This is a genomic window from Intestinimonas sp. HCP28S3_D6 (assembly GCF_052065695.1).
GTDB lineage: Bacteria > Bacillota > Clostridia > Oscillospirales > Oscillospiraceae > Intestinimonas.
Genome location: NZ_JBQHTM010000011.1, coordinates 21,677 through 37,666, shown reverse-complemented (window position 1 = coordinate 37,666; position 15,990 = coordinate 21,677). Strand labels below are relative to the sequence as shown.

Genomic DNA, 15,990 nt, shown 5'->3' with positions numbered 1-15,990 from the left:
GGGATCGCCGTGCTCAAGCTCCTGCTGGGACGGGCCGGGACAGGAAAGACAGCCGAAGTTTTGAAGCGGATCGCCGCTGGAGGAGGGAGGCGGCAACTGCTCATTGTACCTGAGCAGGCCTCCCATGAGACGGAGCGGCGGCTATGCGCCGTGGCGGGTAATCAGGTCTCCCTCTACGCTGAGGTTCTCTCCTTTACCCGCCTAACTAGCCGGGTGCTGGCCCGGTCCGGGGGACTGGCGGCACCCGCCCTGGACCCGGGAGGTCGGGTACTCCTCATGTGCGCCGCTCGGAAGGCGGTCTCCAGCGCCCTCACGGTCTACGCCCGGCCCTCCCAGAAGCCGGCCTTCCTCACCGGCCTGCTGGCCACTCTGGATGAGTGCAAGCAGTACTGTGTCTCCCCGGAAGATCTGACCAAGGCGGGGGAGGAGCTGGAGGGACAGGAGGGGGAGAAGCTCCGGGATCTGGGCCTCATCTTCGGCGCCTACGACGCGCTAACGGCTCGGGTGGCCGCCGACCCTCGGGACCGGCTCACCCGCCTGGCCGAGGGCCTGGCGGAGAGCGGCTGGGCCCATGGAATCTCTGTCTACGTAGATGGCTTTACAGACTTTACACCCCAACAGATTCAGGTGCTGCGCCAGCTGTGGAAACAGGCCAGAGAGGTTACGGTGGTCCTCACCTGCACGCCGGAAGAGGAAGGGCAGACCGGCATTTTTGCTCCAGCCCGACGGACCATCGCACAGCTGAGCCGGGCGGCCAGGGCCGACCATGTGGAGGTGGAAATCGAGACCTTCCACGGGGAGAATAACTGTAAAGCAAAAGAACTTTCTTATATTGAGAAATACTTGTTCTACGAGATAGCGCAGCCGTGGGAGGGCCCGGCGGAGGGGGTCCGGCTGTTCACGGCGGCCACCCCCCGGTCCGAGGTGGAGTGGACGGCCGCCGAGATCCTGCACCTGATCCGGGAGGAGGGGCTCCGCTACCGGGAGATCGGCGTGGTGGCCCGGGGCTTTGATGCCTATGCCCCGCTCATCGAGGAGGTTTTTGGGCGATATGGCATACCGGTTTTCCTGGACAGCATGACCGACATCCTCCAAAAGCCGGTCTTTGCTGTGGTCACGGGGGCCCTGGATGTGGTGGCGGGGGATTACGACAGCGGTGACATATTCCGCTACCTGAAAACGGGGCTCACCGGTGTTGCCCGGTCGGACTGTGACCTGCTGGAGAACTACGTGCTGAAATGGGACCTAAAGGGGAACCGATGGACGGCATCGGCTGCCTGGGATATGCACCCCCGGGGGTATGGCTTCCCCATGACAGAGGAGGACCAGGCCCTGCTGGACCGCCTGAATGAGGTGCGGCGGCAGATTACCGTGCCGCTGGAAATGCTCCGGCGCAACACCGACGAGACCGGTGCGGGGCAGGCCGTGGCCCTGTATCAATTTCTGGAGCAGATCCGGCTGCCCCAGCGGCTGGAAGAGCGGGCCCAGGTGCTTCGAGCGCGGGGCGAGCTCAAGCGGGCGGAGGAGTACGGCCAGCTGTGGGAGATCCTCTGCGGCGGCCTGGAGCAGTGCGCCGCCATCCTGGGCCAGGCACCTCTGGGACTGGAGGAGTTTGCTCAGCTGCTCAAGCTGGTGCTTTCCCAGTACGATGTAGGCGCCATTCCTGTCTCCCTAGACCGGGTGACGGCAGGAGACGCCGCCCGTCAGGGTGACCGGCAATGCTCGGTTCTTTTCTTCCTGGGAGCCGATGACGGCGCGCTGCCCCAGGTGGCGCCGGCACCGGGGCTCTTCACCGACGATGACCGCAGCCTGCTTGCCTCCATGGGCCTGGAGCTCTCCCCGCAGCTCACCGATAAGCTGGACCGGGAAATGACCATTGTCTACGCCGCCTGTGCCCGGCCCGACCGCCATCTGACAATAAGCTGGGCCGTCCTGGGACCCCAGGGGGAGGAGCGGCGGCCGTCCTTCCTGTGGGAACGGCTGAGGCGGCTCTTTCCGGACGTCCTCCCAATTCGAGAACAGGCTCTGGGGGATGAATTCCGCCTGGCGGCACCCCGGCCCGCCCTGGAGCTGGCGGGGGAGCACCCGGAGGTCCTGGGCCTGCTCCGGGACCAGGAGGAGTTGGCGCCCCTGGCCCGGCGGCTGGAGCGGGGGGCGGGCCTGGAGCGGGGACGGCTCTGCCCGGACTCCGTGGCCCGGCTCTACGGCCGGAAGGTGCCCATGTCGGCCTCCCGAATGGATAAGTACCGATCCTGCCACTTCTCCTACTTCATGCAGTTCGGACTGAAGGCCAAGCCCCGGCAGACCGCGGGCTTCCAGGCGCCGGAGTATGGCACCTTCGTCCACTATGTGCTGGAGCATATCCTCAAGGACACTGCCTGGAAGGTGGAGGACAGCAACGGGGGGTGGACCTGGGACAGGGCAGTGGTCCGAAAGCGGATCAAGTCCGTCATGGAGACCTATATTGCCCAGGAACTGGGAGGGCTGGAGAACAAGACTCCGCGGTTCGTCTACCTTTTCAACCGGCTCATCCGACCGGTAACTCAGGTGGTAGAGAACGTGCTGGACGAGCTCTCTGTCTCCAGTTTTGAGCCCATCTCCTTTGAGCTGGGCTTCGGTGACCGGGGGGACCTGCCCCCGGTGGAGCTGACGATGGACGGAGTCACCGTCAGCGTCTCCGGCTTCGTGGACCGGGTGGACGGCTGGGTTCACGACGGGCGGCTCTACCTGCGAGTGGTGGACTACAAGACGGGCCGCAAATCCTTCGACCTCACCGAGGTGTGGAACGGCCTGGGCCTCCAGATGCTCCTCTATCTCTTCACCCTGGAGGAGAAAGGGGGATCACTTTACAACTATGCTATTACACCGGCCGGTGTCCTCTACCTGCCTGCCCGGGCGGCGGTGGCCAAGGGTAGCCGAGGCATGACGGAGGCGGAGCGGAAGAAGCAGACCGATGCCGAGCTGCGGCGCCACGGTCTCCTCCTGGACGACCCCGAGGTGCTGGAGGCCATGGAGGTCATGAACGAGGGCGGTCCCCGTTTTCTGCCTGTAAAGGTATCTAGCCGTACAGGCACTATCACCGGAGAGGCGCTGGTGACGGCGGAGAGGCTGGGCAAGTTGAAAAAGCATACTCAGCATATCCTGGCCGAGATCGCCGGGGAGCTGGCTTCCGGCATCATCGACGCCGACCCCTATTGGCGGGGACTGGAGAAGAACGCCTGCCTCTACTGTGACTATGCCTCCGCCTGCCACTTCGAGGACGGGCGGGGATCTGACAGGCGAAGATACTTGCCAACCATTGACAGCGAGACCTTCTGGTCCTCGGTGGCCGATGAGGAAGACGGAGATGCATGACCAGATGAGAAAGGGGGATAAGCCATGGGCTTTCCGCTGACCGAGGAACAGCGGGCGGTGGTGGAGGACCGGGGCGGCGGGCTGCTGGTGGCCGCCGCCGCCGGCTCAGGCAAGACTCGGGTGCTGGTGGAGCGGCTGCTGAGTCGGGTCCAGGAGGAAGGGGCGGATATCGACCGCTTCCTGGTCATTACCTACACCAAGGCGGCGGCGGCGGAGCTGCGGGGGCGTATCGCCCAGGAGCTGTCAGTCCGGCTGGCGGAGACGCCGGGAGACCGCCACCTGCGGCGGCAGGCCATGCTGCTCTACAAGACCCAGATCTCCACCATCCATGCCTTCTGCGCCCAGCTCCTGCGGGAGCACGGCCACCTGCTGGACTTGGAGGCCGACCTGCGGCTGTGCGACGAGAGCGAGGCGGGGGTGCTGATGCTCCAGGCTATGGACCAGGTTCTGGAGGAGCGGTACGATGCCATCCAGCCCGGGAGCGACTTTGCCTGTCTGCTGGACACCATGTCCGCCGGACGGGATGACAGCCGTCTGGTGGAGATCGCCCTGGACATTTACAGCAAGGTGCAGAGCCACCCCGATCCCCACGCCTGGCTGGAGGCTCAGGGCCGGGCCTTTGACCTGGAGGATGTCACCGATGCGGGGGAGACCGTCTGGGGCCGCCTGCTGCTGAGCCAGGCCAGGGAGCAGGTGGGCTACTGGAGGACCCGGATGGGGGAGGCCCTGGCCCTTTGCCAGGGGGATGAGAAGCTCAGCCGGGGCTATGCCCCCAGTCTGGCCGAGACCCTGGCAGATCTGGAGGCTTTTGAGACCACTCTGGGCCAGGGCTGGGACCGGGCGGCGGAGAAGGCCGCCGTTTCCTTCCCCCGGCTGGGGGCGGTGCGGGGCTGTGAGGACCCCGCCGTCCAGGAGCGGATCAAGACTATCCGGGAGGCCTGCAAGAAGCGGCTGGGCAAGCTGGCGGAGCGCTTTGCCGACAGCAGCGGGCAGCTTTTGGAGGACCTTCGGGCGGTGGCGCCGGCGGTGCGGGGGCTTTTTGCTCTGGTGGAGGATTTTTCAACCGCCTATACCGCCCTCAAGCGCCGCCGTCGGCTGCTGGACTTCTCCGACCTGGAGCATCTGGCCATCCGGCTCCTGCGGGAGAGCGACGGCTCCCCCACGGAGCTGGCCCAGCTGGTGGGCAGCCGGTACATGGAGGTCATGGTGGACGAGTACCAGGACACCAACGAGGCCCAGAACGCCATTTTCGACGCCATCTCCAGGGGAGGCAGGCGGCTTTTTATGGTGGGCGACGTAAAGCAGTCCATCTACCGCTTCCGGCTGGCCGACCCCACCATCTTCCTGGGCAAGTACCGCACCTTCAAGCCACGGGAAGAGGCTTCGGAGGGGGAAAACCGCCGTATCCTGCTGACCCGGAACTTCCGTTCCCGTCCCCAGGTGCTGGAGGGGGCCAACTTTCTCTTTTGCAACATCATGTCCGTGCCCTTTGGAGAGATGGACTACGCCGCCGACGAGGCCCTTTATCCCGGAGCGGAATTCCCCGGCCGGCCCGAGGACTACGCCGTGGAGCTGGACGCCCTGGACCTCTCCGGCGTGGAGCCGGAGGGCGAGGGGGAGAAGGCGCCCCGGGACCTGCTGGAGGCCCGCTTTGCCGCCCGGCGCATCCGGGGGCTGCTGGACGGCGGCTTCCGGGTGGCCGACGGGGAGGGGGGCACCCGCCCCCTGGAGCCGGGGGACGTGGTGATCCTGCTGCGCTCCCCCAACACCGTCCTGCGCCACTACGCCCGGGCCCTGGGGGAGCAGGGTCTGGCCTGGGAGGCCGAGGGCGGGGAGGACTTCCTGGCCTCCACCGAGGTGTCGGTGGCCCTCTCCTGCCTGCGCATCGTGGACAACCCCCGGCAGGACGTGCCCCTCATCTCGGTGCTCCGGTCCCCGGTGTGGGGCTTTTCGGCGGACCGGCTCTCTCAGATCCGCTCCGCCGCCCCCGACACTGACTTCTACGGCGCCCTGCTGGACGACGGCGGCGCCGACGTGAAGGAGTTCCTGGAGGAGCTGGACCGGCTGCGGGACCTCTCCTGCGACATGAGCTGCCACCAGCTCCTGTGGGAGATCTATGACCGCTTCGGCATGCTGGGCATCCTCAGCGCCATGGGGGACGGGGAGACCCGGCGTGGGAACTTGCTGGCCCTGGCAGAGTGCGCCCGGCAGTTCGAGTCCGCCGGCCACAAGGGCCTTTACGGCTTCCTCTCCTACCTGGACCGGGTGATGGACGCCGGCGGACGGCTGTCCGCCCCCAGCCCGGCGGGGGAGGGCAGCGGTGTGCGCATCCTGAGCATCCACCGCTCCAAGGGCCTGGAGTTCCCGGTGGTCTTCCTGTGCGGCCTGGCCCGACGGCTCAACCGGGAGGATATGCAGAAGCCCATGCTTTTCCATCCCAAACTGGGGGTAGGGCCTAAGGGCCTGGACCCGGAGCGGATGGTGGAATACACCACCCTGGCCCGGCAGGCGGTGGCCGCCCAGCTGGAGCGGGAGATGATGGCGGAGGAGCTGCGGCTCCTCTATGTGGCCATGACCCGGGCCAAGGAGAAGCTGGTCCTCACCTGCGCCCTCACCGGCGGGGCCAAGGACCTGCGCAAGCTGGCCGAGGACGCCGCCTGTCCCGTGGACCCACAGGCCCTGCTGTGTACCCAGTCGGCGGCCCAGTGGGTGCTGCTGCCGGTGCTGGCCCGGCCGGACGCCGGGGCCCTCCGGCGGGCCATGGAGCGGGACGTACCCCTCACCACTTCCGACTGCGGCCCGGCGTGGGACATCCGGTGGGTGGACGGCAGCGACCTGGGCGCGGCGCCTCCCCTCTGCAGACCGGCAGAGCAGGGAGGGACGCCGGAGACCGCCCAGCTGGATCTGGAGGGGCTGGCCCGGTGGCTTCGCTGGCGGTATCCCCACCAGGACGACACCCTCATCCCCTCCAAGCTCACCGCTACCCAGCTCAAGGGCCGGGACCTGGACCAGGAGGCGGCGGAGGCCGCCCCCCAGCCGCCCCGGCCCATCCAGTTCCCCCGTCCCCGCTTCGCGGCGGAGGAGCTGGGGCTGACGGCGGCCCAGAAGGGCACTGCCCTCCACCTGGTGATGCAGTTTATCGACTTCGACAAGTCCACCACCAAGCGGGGGGCGGCGGCCGAGATCCAGCGGCTGGTCCAGAAGCAGATCATTACCCCCCAGCAGGGGGAGGCCGCCGACCCGGCCCGCATTGCCGCCCTCTTTTCCTCCCCCCTGGGCCGGGAGCTCCTGGTCTCGGACACCCTCCAGCGGGAGTTTAAGTTCTCCATCCTGGTGCCCGCCCAGGACTACTATCCCCAGGCGGGGGAGGGGGAGCAGGTCCTCCTCCAGGGTGTGGTGGACTGTTGGTTCGAGACCCTGGAGGGCATTACGGTGGTGGACTTCAAGACCGACCGGATCAAAGAGGACGAACTTCAGGGCCGGGCGGAGTCCTACCGGTCCCAGCTGGCGGCGTACAGCCGCGCCCTGGAGGAGGTCACCGGCCGGAAGGTGGTCCGGAAGGTACTGTGGTTCTTCCGGCTGGACAAGGCGGTGGAGCTCTGACAGCGGGAGGGGAGAGAGTTTGCGACAAAATAAGAAAAAAATACTTGCATTCTCTTATTACCTGTGCTATTATATTCTAGCGTTTGTAAGGCGTGGAGGTTTGCTGCGCCGTCTCATCCAGAACGAGAAAGAGGTGAAACAGCAATGAAGGAAGGTATTCATCCCAATTATCAGCAGACCACCATTAAGTGTGCCTGTGGTAATGTGATCGAGACCGGTTCTACCAAAAAGGACATCCGCGTGGAAGTTTGCTCCAAGTGTCACCCCTTTTTCACCGGCAAGCAGAAGATGGTGGACACCGGCGGTCGCGTGAGCCGCTTCAACAAGAAGTTCGGTCTGGACAAGAAGTAAGCACGATACTCAAGAGGCCCGCGTCGGTTTCGGCGCGGGTCTTTTCGCATATACTGCTTTACACAAGAACAAGAAGTAGGAGGGCGCAGACATGTTGGAAAAATGCGATGTGAAGAGCCTGGACCAGAATGTATTCTCCCTCATTGGAGAGCAGTGGATGCTCATCACCGCGGGGACGGCGGAGCACTGCAACACCATGACCGCCAGCTGGGGCGGCCTGGGGGTGCTGTGGGGCAGCGACGTGGCCACCTGCTACATCCGTCCCCAGCGGTACACCTATGAATTTGTGGAGGGAAGCGATTATTTTACCCTCTCCTTTTTTGGACCGGAGTACCGGAAGGCGCTGGCCTTCTGTGGTTCTAAAAGCGGTCGCGAGGTGGACAAGGTAAAGGAATGTGGCTTTACGGTCTGCACCGGGGAAGGCGGCGTCCCCTACTTCGCTGAGGCGGAGCTGGTGCTGGTGTGCCGGAAGGTGTACTGGCAGGATATAGATCCTACCCACTTCCTGGACCCCGAGACCGATGAAAAGTGGTATCCTGAGAAGGATTACCACAGGATGTATATCGGTAAGATCGTGGAGGCCTACCGAAAGAAATGAGGGACACAGTCCCGGAGGTACTATGACTGACCATACCGAAGAAAAAATCGATCGGGCCGTCCTGGTGGGGCTCAACGCGGGCTGCCTGAGCAGGGAGGAGAACGCCAGCGAGTCCTCCATGGAGGAGCTCGCCGCCCTGCTGGAGACGGCGGGAGGGGTGTGTGTGGGCACCGTCCTCCAGAACAAGGACACCCCCGACCCCCGTACCTTCATCGGTGAGGGCAAGGTGGCCGAGGTGAAGGAGCTGGTCCAGGGGACGGGCGCCACCATGGTCATCTTTGATAACGCCCTCTCGCCATCCCAGCAGCGGGTGCTCTCCGACGAGCTGGGCGTGGGGGTACTGGATCGCTCCGCCCTGATTCTGGACATCTTTGCCCAGCGGGCCCGGACCAAGGAGGGCAGGCTCCAGGTGGAGCTAGCCCAATACCAGTATCTGCTGCCCCGGCTGCTGGGCATGTGGACCCATCTGGAGCGCCAGGAGGGCGCCATCGGCACCAGAGGTCCTGGTGAGACCCAGCTGGAAACCGACCGGCGGCACATCCGCCGAAAAATCCAGAAGCTGCGGGAGGAGCTCGAGCAGGTGCGGCGGGTCCGCGCCACCCAGCGCACCCGCCGGGAGAAGAACGAGGTGCCGGTGGTGGCCATCGTGGGCTATACCAACGCCGGAAAATCCACCCTGCTCAACACCCTCACCGGCTCGGATATTCCAGCCAATAACCGGCTTTTCGACACCCTGGACACCACCACCCGCACCCTGGAGATCTCGGACACCTGCACGGTGCTCATCTCGGACACAGTGGGTTTCATCTCCAAGCTGCCCCACCATCTGGTGGAGGCATTCAAGGCCACTCTGGAGGAGCTCTCCTTCGCCGATCTGCTCCTCCACGTTATCGACTCCTCCAACCCGGAGTGGCGAGAACAGGCGGCGGTGGTGGAGTCTCTCATCTATGAGCTGGGCGCGTCGGAGACGCCCCGAATCGATGTATTCAATAAGTGCGACCGGTATAGCGGCGACATCCTGCCCCACGGGGAGGATATCGTCACCGTCTCCGCCAAGACGGGGGAGGGACTGGACCGGCTGAGGAGCATGATCGGCGACCGGTTGGACAGCGGCGCCCACCGTGTTACCCTGTCCCTGCCCTACGACAAGGGCGGACTGCTGGACACCTTATATAAAGAGGCCAAGGTGGAGTCGGTGGAGTACGGCGAGACCATTCTGGTCACGGCGGTGTGCACCCCCAAGCTCCTGGGCCAGTTGAGCCAGTACCTGACAGACAACTGACAGAAATGAGGACCGGCCATGACCATGACAGAATACCATATCCCCACAGCGGCCTCCGAGACCGAACTGGTGGAAAAACGCTCCCGCTTCATCGGCTATGTGTGGCACGTGGAGAACGAGGCGGAAGCAAGGGCCCGGATCGAGGAGACCAAAAAGAAGCACTATGACGCCCGCCACAACTGCTGGTGCTACCGGCTCAGGGACGGCACCGAGCGCTACTCCGACGATGGGGAGCCCCAGGGCACGGCGGGCCAGCCCATGCTCAACGTCTTCCAGCGGGAGGGCGTGGTGGATGTGGTCTGCGTGGTGACCCGGTACTTCGGCGGCATATTACTGGGGGCCGGGGGGCTGGTCCGGGCCTACACCCAGAGCGCCAAGGACGCCCTGGACGCCGCCGGCATCTCGGTGGTCCGCCAGTGGTCCCGGCTGGAGCTGCGCTTCCCCTACCATCTCCTGGAGCGGGTCAAGTTGGAGGCGGAAGGAGCCGGCGGCCTCCTGGGGGAGACCGACTACGCCGCCGACGTGGGCCTCACCGTCTTTCTACCCGAGGGCGGGGAGGAGGCCTTCATCGACCGGGTGGTGGAGCTCACCGCCGGAGCGGTGACACCTGCCGTCACCGGACAGGATTTTCGTGCAGCGCCTCTGGTCCCTGCTAAGGAGAGAGACTGAGGCTTCGCTCACTGGCAAGGGCCGATGATGAATAATCTATGAATTTTTTCCGGACAGGCAGGATTTTTCCCTACCCACAGCGTATAACACCACAGACCTTTTTTAGGGAGGTGAGACGCCTTGACGGAACGAGAGCGGCGGGAGGCTCAGGAACGGCGGTTCCTTTCGCCCTATGCCTGTCTGGCGGCCGATTCCAGGGGCCGGGCCCGGCCGGTGGAGCCCTGTCCAGTGCGGACCTGCTTTCAGCGGGACATCGACCGCATCGTCCACTCCAAGGCCTTTCGGCGGCTGATGCACAAGACCCAGGTCTTTCTCCACCCGGAGGGCGACCACTACCGCACCCGCATGACCCACACCATCGAGGTGGTCCGCATTGCCCGCACCCTGGCCCGGGGGCTTCAGCTCAACGAGGACCTGACCGAGGCGGCCGCCTACGGCCACGACTTGGGCCACACCCCCTTCGGCCACGCCGGAGAGCGGGTACTCAACGAGATCATGCCTGGCGGCTTTGAGCACAATGTCCAGTCTCTGCGGGCGGTGGACCGCCTGGAAAATGACGGGGACGGTCTGAACCTCACCTATGAGGTGCGGCGGGGCATTCTGTGCCACACCGGTCCAGATCGGGCCGAGACGCTGGAGGGGCAACTGCTGCGGCTGGCGGACAAGATCGCCTACATCAACGCCGACATCGATGACGCTACACGGGGTGGCATCATATACCCCATGGATATCCCGCTGGAGATCTCCAACGTGCTGGGCTTTACCTACTCCGAGCGCATCGACACCCTCACCACCGACATCATCCGGGAGAGTGCTGACACTGGCGCTCTGCGGCAGTCGGACGCCTGCCGGGAGGCCATGAATAACTTGCGGGAATTCATGTTCGAGCACGTCTACCGCAATCCGGTGGCCAAGGGGGAGGAGTCCAAGGCCCAGGGCATGCTCATGCGGCTCTTTGAATACTACTGCCGCGATCCGGACATGCTTCCCCCGGAGTTCCAGGACATCCGGGAGCGGGAGAGCGTGGAGCGGGCGGTGTGCGACTACATCGCCGGTATGACCGACAACTACGCGGTTGAGAAGTACTCTGCGGCTTTCATCCCCATGTCCTGGGGGGTCAAGTGAGGTCTGAACGGTATGAATCCGCTGTATGGCGGTAAAAATAGGCTGAAAGGGGGAGAAAAATGGCCATCCCGGCACAATTCATCGATGAATTGATGGCGCGGTGCGACATCGCGGACGTGGTGGCCGACTACGTTCCCCTGACACGGAAGGGGGGCAGCCTCTGGGGTTGCTGTCCCTTCCACAGCGAGCGCACCCCGTCCTTCCACGTGGTGCCGGAGCGGCAGATGTACAAGTGCTTCGGCTGTGGCAAGGGCGGCGGCGTCATCAACTTCATCATGGAGATCGAGAACCTCTCCTATCCGGACGCCGTGCGTTTCCTGGCCAAGCGGGCGGGGTTGCAGGTACCAGAGGAGAGGGGGGACGGGAGCTTCCGCAAAAAGCGGGAACGGCTTCTGGCCCTCAATAAGGAGGCTGCCCGGTACTTCCACAGCGTCCTCCACAGCCCCGCCGGACAGGCCGGTGTGGCTTACCTCTTCGGCAAGCGGAAGCTCTCCAAGGCGACGGTGACCCGGTTCGGTCTGGGGATGGCGCCGGAGGGGTGGGACAAGCTCATCACCGCTATGGCCGCCAAGGGCTATGAGAAGAGTGATCTGCTGGAGGCCGGACTGGTGGTCCGCAGCAAGGAGGGCCGGGTCTATGACCGGTTCCGAAACCGGGTCATGTTCCCCATCATCGACTTGAGAGGGGATGTGATCGGCTTTGGAGGACGGGTGCTGGATGACTCCACCCCCAAGTACCTCAACTCGCCGGACACCCCGGTCTTCAACAAGGGCCGCAACCTCTTTGCCCTGAACATCGCTAAAAAGACCCGTTTGGGCCGGATTATCCTCACCGAAGGATATATGGACACCCTGTCCCTCCACCAGGCCGGCTTCGACTGCGCCGTGGCCTCTCTGGGTACCGCCCTGACGCCGGACCACGCCCAGCTCCTCTCCCGGTACACCAAAGAGGTGGTCATCGCCTACGACGGCGACGGCGCCGGCGTCTCGGCAGCCCAGCGGGCCATCGGATTGCTGGAGAAGACGGGGATGAAGGTGCGGGTGCTGCGGATGAAGGGAGCCAAGGACCCCGACGAGTTTATCGGCAAATACGGCCCTGAGGCCTTCGCCAAGCTCCTGGACCAGAGCGAGAACCACATCGAATACCGCATCGACCAGGTGAAAGGGAAGTACGACCTCACCGACGACGCCCAGCGGGTGGAGTTCCTGAAGGAGGCCGTCCCCATTCTGGCCCAGCTGCCCAGTCCGGCGGAGCGGGAGATCTACGGCACCCGGTGCGCCGAGATGGCCGGGGTCACCGCTGAGGTGGTGGCCCAGGAGGTCAAGCGGGAGCGCTCCCGTCTGAGCTGGAAGGCGAAAAAGCAGCAGGAGCGCCGGGACCTGACGCCGGCAGTCCAGCTCCAGCCCAAGGAGCGGGCCCTCCGCTATGACAACATCCGCTCCGCCCGGGCGGAGGAGGGGGTCCTGCGGCTAGTGATCCTGGACCCGGAGCTCTTCGGCAGCGCGGCTGCCTTGGAGCCGGAACACTTCTCCGCGCCGCTGCTGGGCAAGGTATTCGGACTGCTGCGGGAGCGCTGGATCAATGGCCTTACCGTCAGTCTGGCCGCATTGGCCGGCGAGCTGGAGCCCGCCGAGATGAGCCACCTGAGCGGTGTGCTGACCCAACCGGAATCTCTCCAGAACGGCGCACGCGCCATGAGGGATTACATAGAGATTATAGAGACAGAAGCGGAAAAACGCAGGCTGGCGGGGGAGTTCGAGGAACTGCTGGCCATGCAGAAAAAGCTGCTTGAGAAAAAAGCATATGGAGGATGAGTCCATGAGTGGAAAGAGAATACTGGATATGCCTGCTGAGCTTCCCAAGAAGACATCGCAGGTCACCAGCGGAGAGAAGATCGAGGCCGGCAAGGCGGAGCTGATGAAGGTTGTAGAGGGCGTTCAGGGTGCCGAAAAGCTGGCGGAACTGCTGGATAAGGGCAAGAAGAAGGGCAAGCTGTCCTCCAGCGAGCTCATGGACGTCCTGGAAGAGATGGATCTGGAGAGCGAGCAGCTGGATAAGATTTATGACGCCATGGAGAACATGGGGATCGACACTGCCGGGGAGGACTATCTGCCTGAGCTGGTGGATGAGGTCCCCAGCCTGGAGGAGATCGAGGATATTCCCGAAGAGGAGATCGTGGACCCCAATACCCTGGTGGATTCCTTCGGAATTGATGACCCGGTGCGTATGTACCTCAAAGAGATCGGCAAGGTAAACCTGTTGACCCCTGACGAGGAGGTGCGTTTGGCCCAGGACATGGGTGCCGGCGATGCCGCCAAGGAGCGCATGGCAGAGATCGAGAACGCTAAGAAGAAAGGGGAGGAGATCGTCCTCACCCCGGAGGAAGAGAAGGAGCTTAAGCGGGCCATCAAGCGTGGCGAAGCCGCCAAGCAGCGGCTGGCTGAGGCAAACCTTCGTCTGGTGGTCTCCATCGCCAAGCGCTATGTGGGCCGGGGCATGCTCTTCTTGGATCTCATTCAGGAGGGTAATCTGGGCCTTATCAAGGCCGTGGAGAAGTTCGACTACACCAAGGGCTATAAGTTCTCCACCTACGCCACCTGGTGGATCCGTCAGGCCATCACCCGCGCCATCGCCGACCAGGCCCGCACCATCCGTATCCCTGTCCACATGGTGGAGACCATCAACAAGGTCATCCGGGTCTCCCGTCAGCTGCTCCAGGAGCTGGGCCATGATCCCAGCCCCGAAGAGATCTCTGAGGAGATGAATATGCCGGTGGACAAGGTCCGGGAGATCCTGAAGATCGCTCAGGAGCCTGTGAGTCTGGAGACCCCCATCGGCGAGGAGGAGGACTCCCATCTGGGCGACTTCATCCCCGACGAGGACGCCTCTGAACCCTCCGAGGCCGCCAGCTATACCCTGCTCAAGGAGCAGCTCATCGACGTGCTGGACACCCTTACCCCCAGGGAGGAGAAGGTTCTCAAGCTGCGCTTCGGCCTGGAGGATGGCCGTACCCGCACTCTGGAAGAGGTGGGTAAAGAGTTTAACGTTACCCGCGAGCGCATCCGTCAGATCGAAGCCAAGGCGCTGCGAAAGCTGCGCCATCCCAGCAGAAGCAAGAAGCTGAAGGATTTCCTGAACTAAGGAGCTGCGCAATGAAGATCAAATTTTATGACCAGGCTCTGGATAGTGACTTGAAGTATGCGGTGGTCTGCGCCAAGGTGGGAGAGCGGTGGCTTCTGTGCCGCCACAGGGAGCGGCAGACCTGGGAGCTGCCTGGCGGTCACCGGGAGCCCGGGGAGAATATCCACGAGACCGCAGCCAGGGAGCTCCGGGAGGAGACCGGCGTCACCGAGTGCCAGATGGAGCCTGTGGCTGCCTACGGCGTGTTTCAGGAGGGAGAGGACCCCTCCTTCGGCGCCCTCTTCTTTGCCGACGTGTGGGAGACTGCGGAGATCCCGTCGGGGAGCGAGATGGCAGAATGGCGTCTGATGGAGGCGATTCCGGAGAAGTTGACTTACCCGGAGATTCAGCCCGCCTTGCTGGAGCAGGTCCAGCGATGGCTGGACGGGGGAAACTTTCGTTCGGTCCAAGAGGATATTTTTGAGCTGATGATGTGAGCGCGGCTGTTCATATTTTATTTACAAGCTATTTAAAATCTGTCCATTCCTGCCGAGGTGGGAGGTGGTAGAATAAGAATGTGATCAAGAGATCACAATTCAAAACCTCCTCCTCTCTCTCAAAAGAAAACGCGGACCCGTGAAAACGGGTCCGCGTTTCTTATTGTCTACATGAAAACAAAGAAAATAAAAAGAGCAAGCGTAATACGCTTGCTCTTTTTTGGCAGCGGGAGAAGGATTCGAACCCTCACAAACAGAGTCAGAGTCTGTCGTGCTACCCTTACACAATCCCGCTATTTTGCTTTGTGCTCTTGCTTTTTTTGTTTTGCTCTCTCGTGAGCACGAATGTTATTATATCAGGTTTGCGATGAAAGTCAAGCATATTTTTTCGAATTTCAGAAAAAATTTGGGGACGGCCAAATGGCCGTCCCCTGTGGACTCAACGCTTGTTCTTTCCCATAAAGCGGAGGAGGTAGAGGAAGAGGTTGATGAAGTCCAGATAGAGCTGAAGCGCGGAATAGATGGAAGCTTTCTGAGCCAGTTGGGCATCATGGCCGAATGCGTAGTAATTGGCCTTGATCTGCTGAGTGTCATAGGCGGTGAGGCCCAGGAAGATGGCAATGCCAATGAGGCAGTAGATCCGCTCCAAGCCAGAGAAGAAGGGGAGGAAGAGGGAGAGCAGGCCGAAGAGAACGAGAAAAATGAGTCCCCCAACCAAGATGGGACGCAGGCGAGTGAGATCGCTTTTGGTAAAGTAGCCGTACAGGGCCAGAGCCCCGAAGTAGAGGGCGGTGACTGCAAAGACGAGCACCAGACTGGCCACGTCAAAGATCAGGAAATAGGTGGAGAAGACCACACCGGTCAGCGCGGCGTATGCAAAGAACAGAAAGGTGGCACCTGGCACTGAGAGGCGGTGGATACGGGCGCTGAGCACAAGAACCACCGCAAGTTCCGCCACCAGGACAATAATGTGGAAGGCGGGAATACTGAAGAAGGCATAGATGGTGAGGCCACTGACATAGCCGCCCACAGCTACGCCAAAGGTGATCAGCAGGCCAAAGAACATCCAGAGAAAGGTCTTTGCAGTGTAGGTCGACAGGGATCCAGCGAACATGTTCTGCTCCTGCCGGCGCTCATTCTGGTAAAAATCATTGTAATCCAAAAATCATCACTCCAATCATATCAATTAGATCCAGTCGGACAGGTGTCGACGGGCCGAACCTTTATGGTCACACTATAGCGTATGTTACCCCAAAAAGAAAGAGAAAAAATATGAATTTTTTGTACTTGACAACCGGGCTGGAATCTTCTACAATGTAGCTCATAAAAGCAATGAGGGGAAGAAGACCTGCATTGCCCGCTCAGAGAGCCGGTGGATGGTGTGAACCGGT

Annotated in this window: 11 protein-coding genes, 1 tRNA gene and 1 other annotated feature (1 of these 13 running past the window's edge); of the genes, 10 read left to right on the top strand and 2 right to left on the bottom strand. The window is 62.7% G+C overall.

Annotated elements, in window-relative coordinates; all coding sequences use genetic code 11:
- Window positions 1–9 precede the first annotated feature (9 nt).
- The 10 genes from ACTNBK_RS05665 (at window position 10) to ACTNBK_RS05620 (ending at window position 14,599) form a co-directional block, all read left to right on the top strand.
- A complete protein-coding gene (locus ACTNBK_RS05665; protein WP_441144371.1) occupies window positions 10–3,354 on the top strand; it encodes a PD-(D/E)XK nuclease family protein in 3,345 nt (1,114 codons plus the stop codon).
- Window positions 3,355–3,378: 24 nt separating this feature from the next.
- Window positions 3,379–6,957, top strand: a complete 3,579-nt coding sequence (gene addA / locus ACTNBK_RS05660) for a helicase-exonuclease AddAB subunit AddA (RefSeq protein ID WP_441144369.1) — start codon at window positions 3,379–3,381, stop codon at window positions 6,955–6,957.
- A 144-nt stretch (window positions 6,958–7,101) separates the two neighbouring features.
- Complete coding sequence (gene rpmE, locus ACTNBK_RS05655) at window positions 7,102–7,308, top strand: 50S ribosomal protein L31 (RefSeq protein WP_130849915.1); 207 nt, start codon at window positions 7,102–7,104, stop codon at window positions 7,306–7,308.
- A 91-nt stretch (window positions 7,309–7,399) separates the two neighbouring features.
- Complete coding sequence (locus ACTNBK_RS05650) at window positions 7,400–7,906, top strand: flavin reductase family protein (RefSeq protein ID WP_441144367.1); 507 nt, start codon at window positions 7,400–7,402, stop codon at window positions 7,904–7,906.
- A 22-nt stretch (window positions 7,907–7,928) separates the two neighbouring features.
- Window positions 7,929–9,188, top strand: coding sequence for a GTPase HflX (gene hflX, locus ACTNBK_RS05645; RefSeq protein ID WP_441144365.1), 1,260 nt, complete (start codon window positions 7,929–7,931; stop codon window positions 9,186–9,188).
- 24 nt (window positions 9,189–9,212) lie between these two features.
- Window positions 9,213–9,857, top strand: a complete 645-nt coding sequence (locus ACTNBK_RS05640) for a YigZ family protein (RefSeq protein ID WP_441144442.1) — start codon at window positions 9,213–9,215, stop codon at window positions 9,855–9,857.
- A 120-nt stretch (window positions 9,858–9,977) separates the two neighbouring features.
- A complete protein-coding gene (locus tag ACTNBK_RS05635) occupies window positions 9,978–10,982 on the top strand; it encodes a deoxyguanosinetriphosphate triphosphohydrolase (protein WP_441144363.1) in 1,005 nt (334 codons plus the stop codon).
- Window positions 10,983–11,041: 59 nt separating this feature from the next.
- Window positions 11,042–12,796 carry a DNA primase gene (gene dnaG, locus ACTNBK_RS05630; protein ID WP_441144361.1) on the top strand — a complete coding sequence of 585 codons (1,755 nt, stop codon included), beginning with the start codon at window positions 11,042–11,044 and terminating at the stop codon, window positions 12,794–12,796.
- A gap of 103 nt (window positions 12,797–12,899) precedes the next feature.
- On the top strand, window positions 12,900–14,123 hold the full coding sequence (gene rpoD / locus ACTNBK_RS05625) for an RNA polymerase sigma factor RpoD (RefSeq protein WP_294514335.1): 1,224 nt from the start codon (window positions 12,900–12,902) through the stop codon (window positions 14,121–14,123).
- 11 nt (window positions 14,124–14,134) lie between these two features.
- A complete protein-coding gene (locus ACTNBK_RS05620) occupies window positions 14,135–14,599 on the top strand; it encodes an NUDIX hydrolase (RefSeq protein WP_441144359.1) in 465 nt (154 codons plus the stop codon).
- Window positions 14,600–14,820: 221 nt separating this feature from the next.
- Here ACTNBK_RS05620 and ACTNBK_RS05615 read toward each other — a convergent pair.
- Both ACTNBK_RS05615 and ACTNBK_RS05610 read right to left on the bottom strand, forming a co-directional pair.
- Window positions 14,821–14,894 (bottom strand) — tRNA-Gln (locus ACTNBK_RS05615).
- A gap of 144 nt (window positions 14,895–15,038) precedes the next feature.
- Entirely contained in the window at window positions 15,039–15,761 is a 723-nt protein-coding gene (locus ACTNBK_RS05610; RefSeq protein WP_441144357.1) for a Bax inhibitor-1/YccA family protein, read from the bottom strand.
- Between the two features lie 161 nt (window positions 15,762–15,922).
- Window positions 15,923–15,990, top strand: a binding site (T-box leader); it runs 178 nt beyond the window's last position.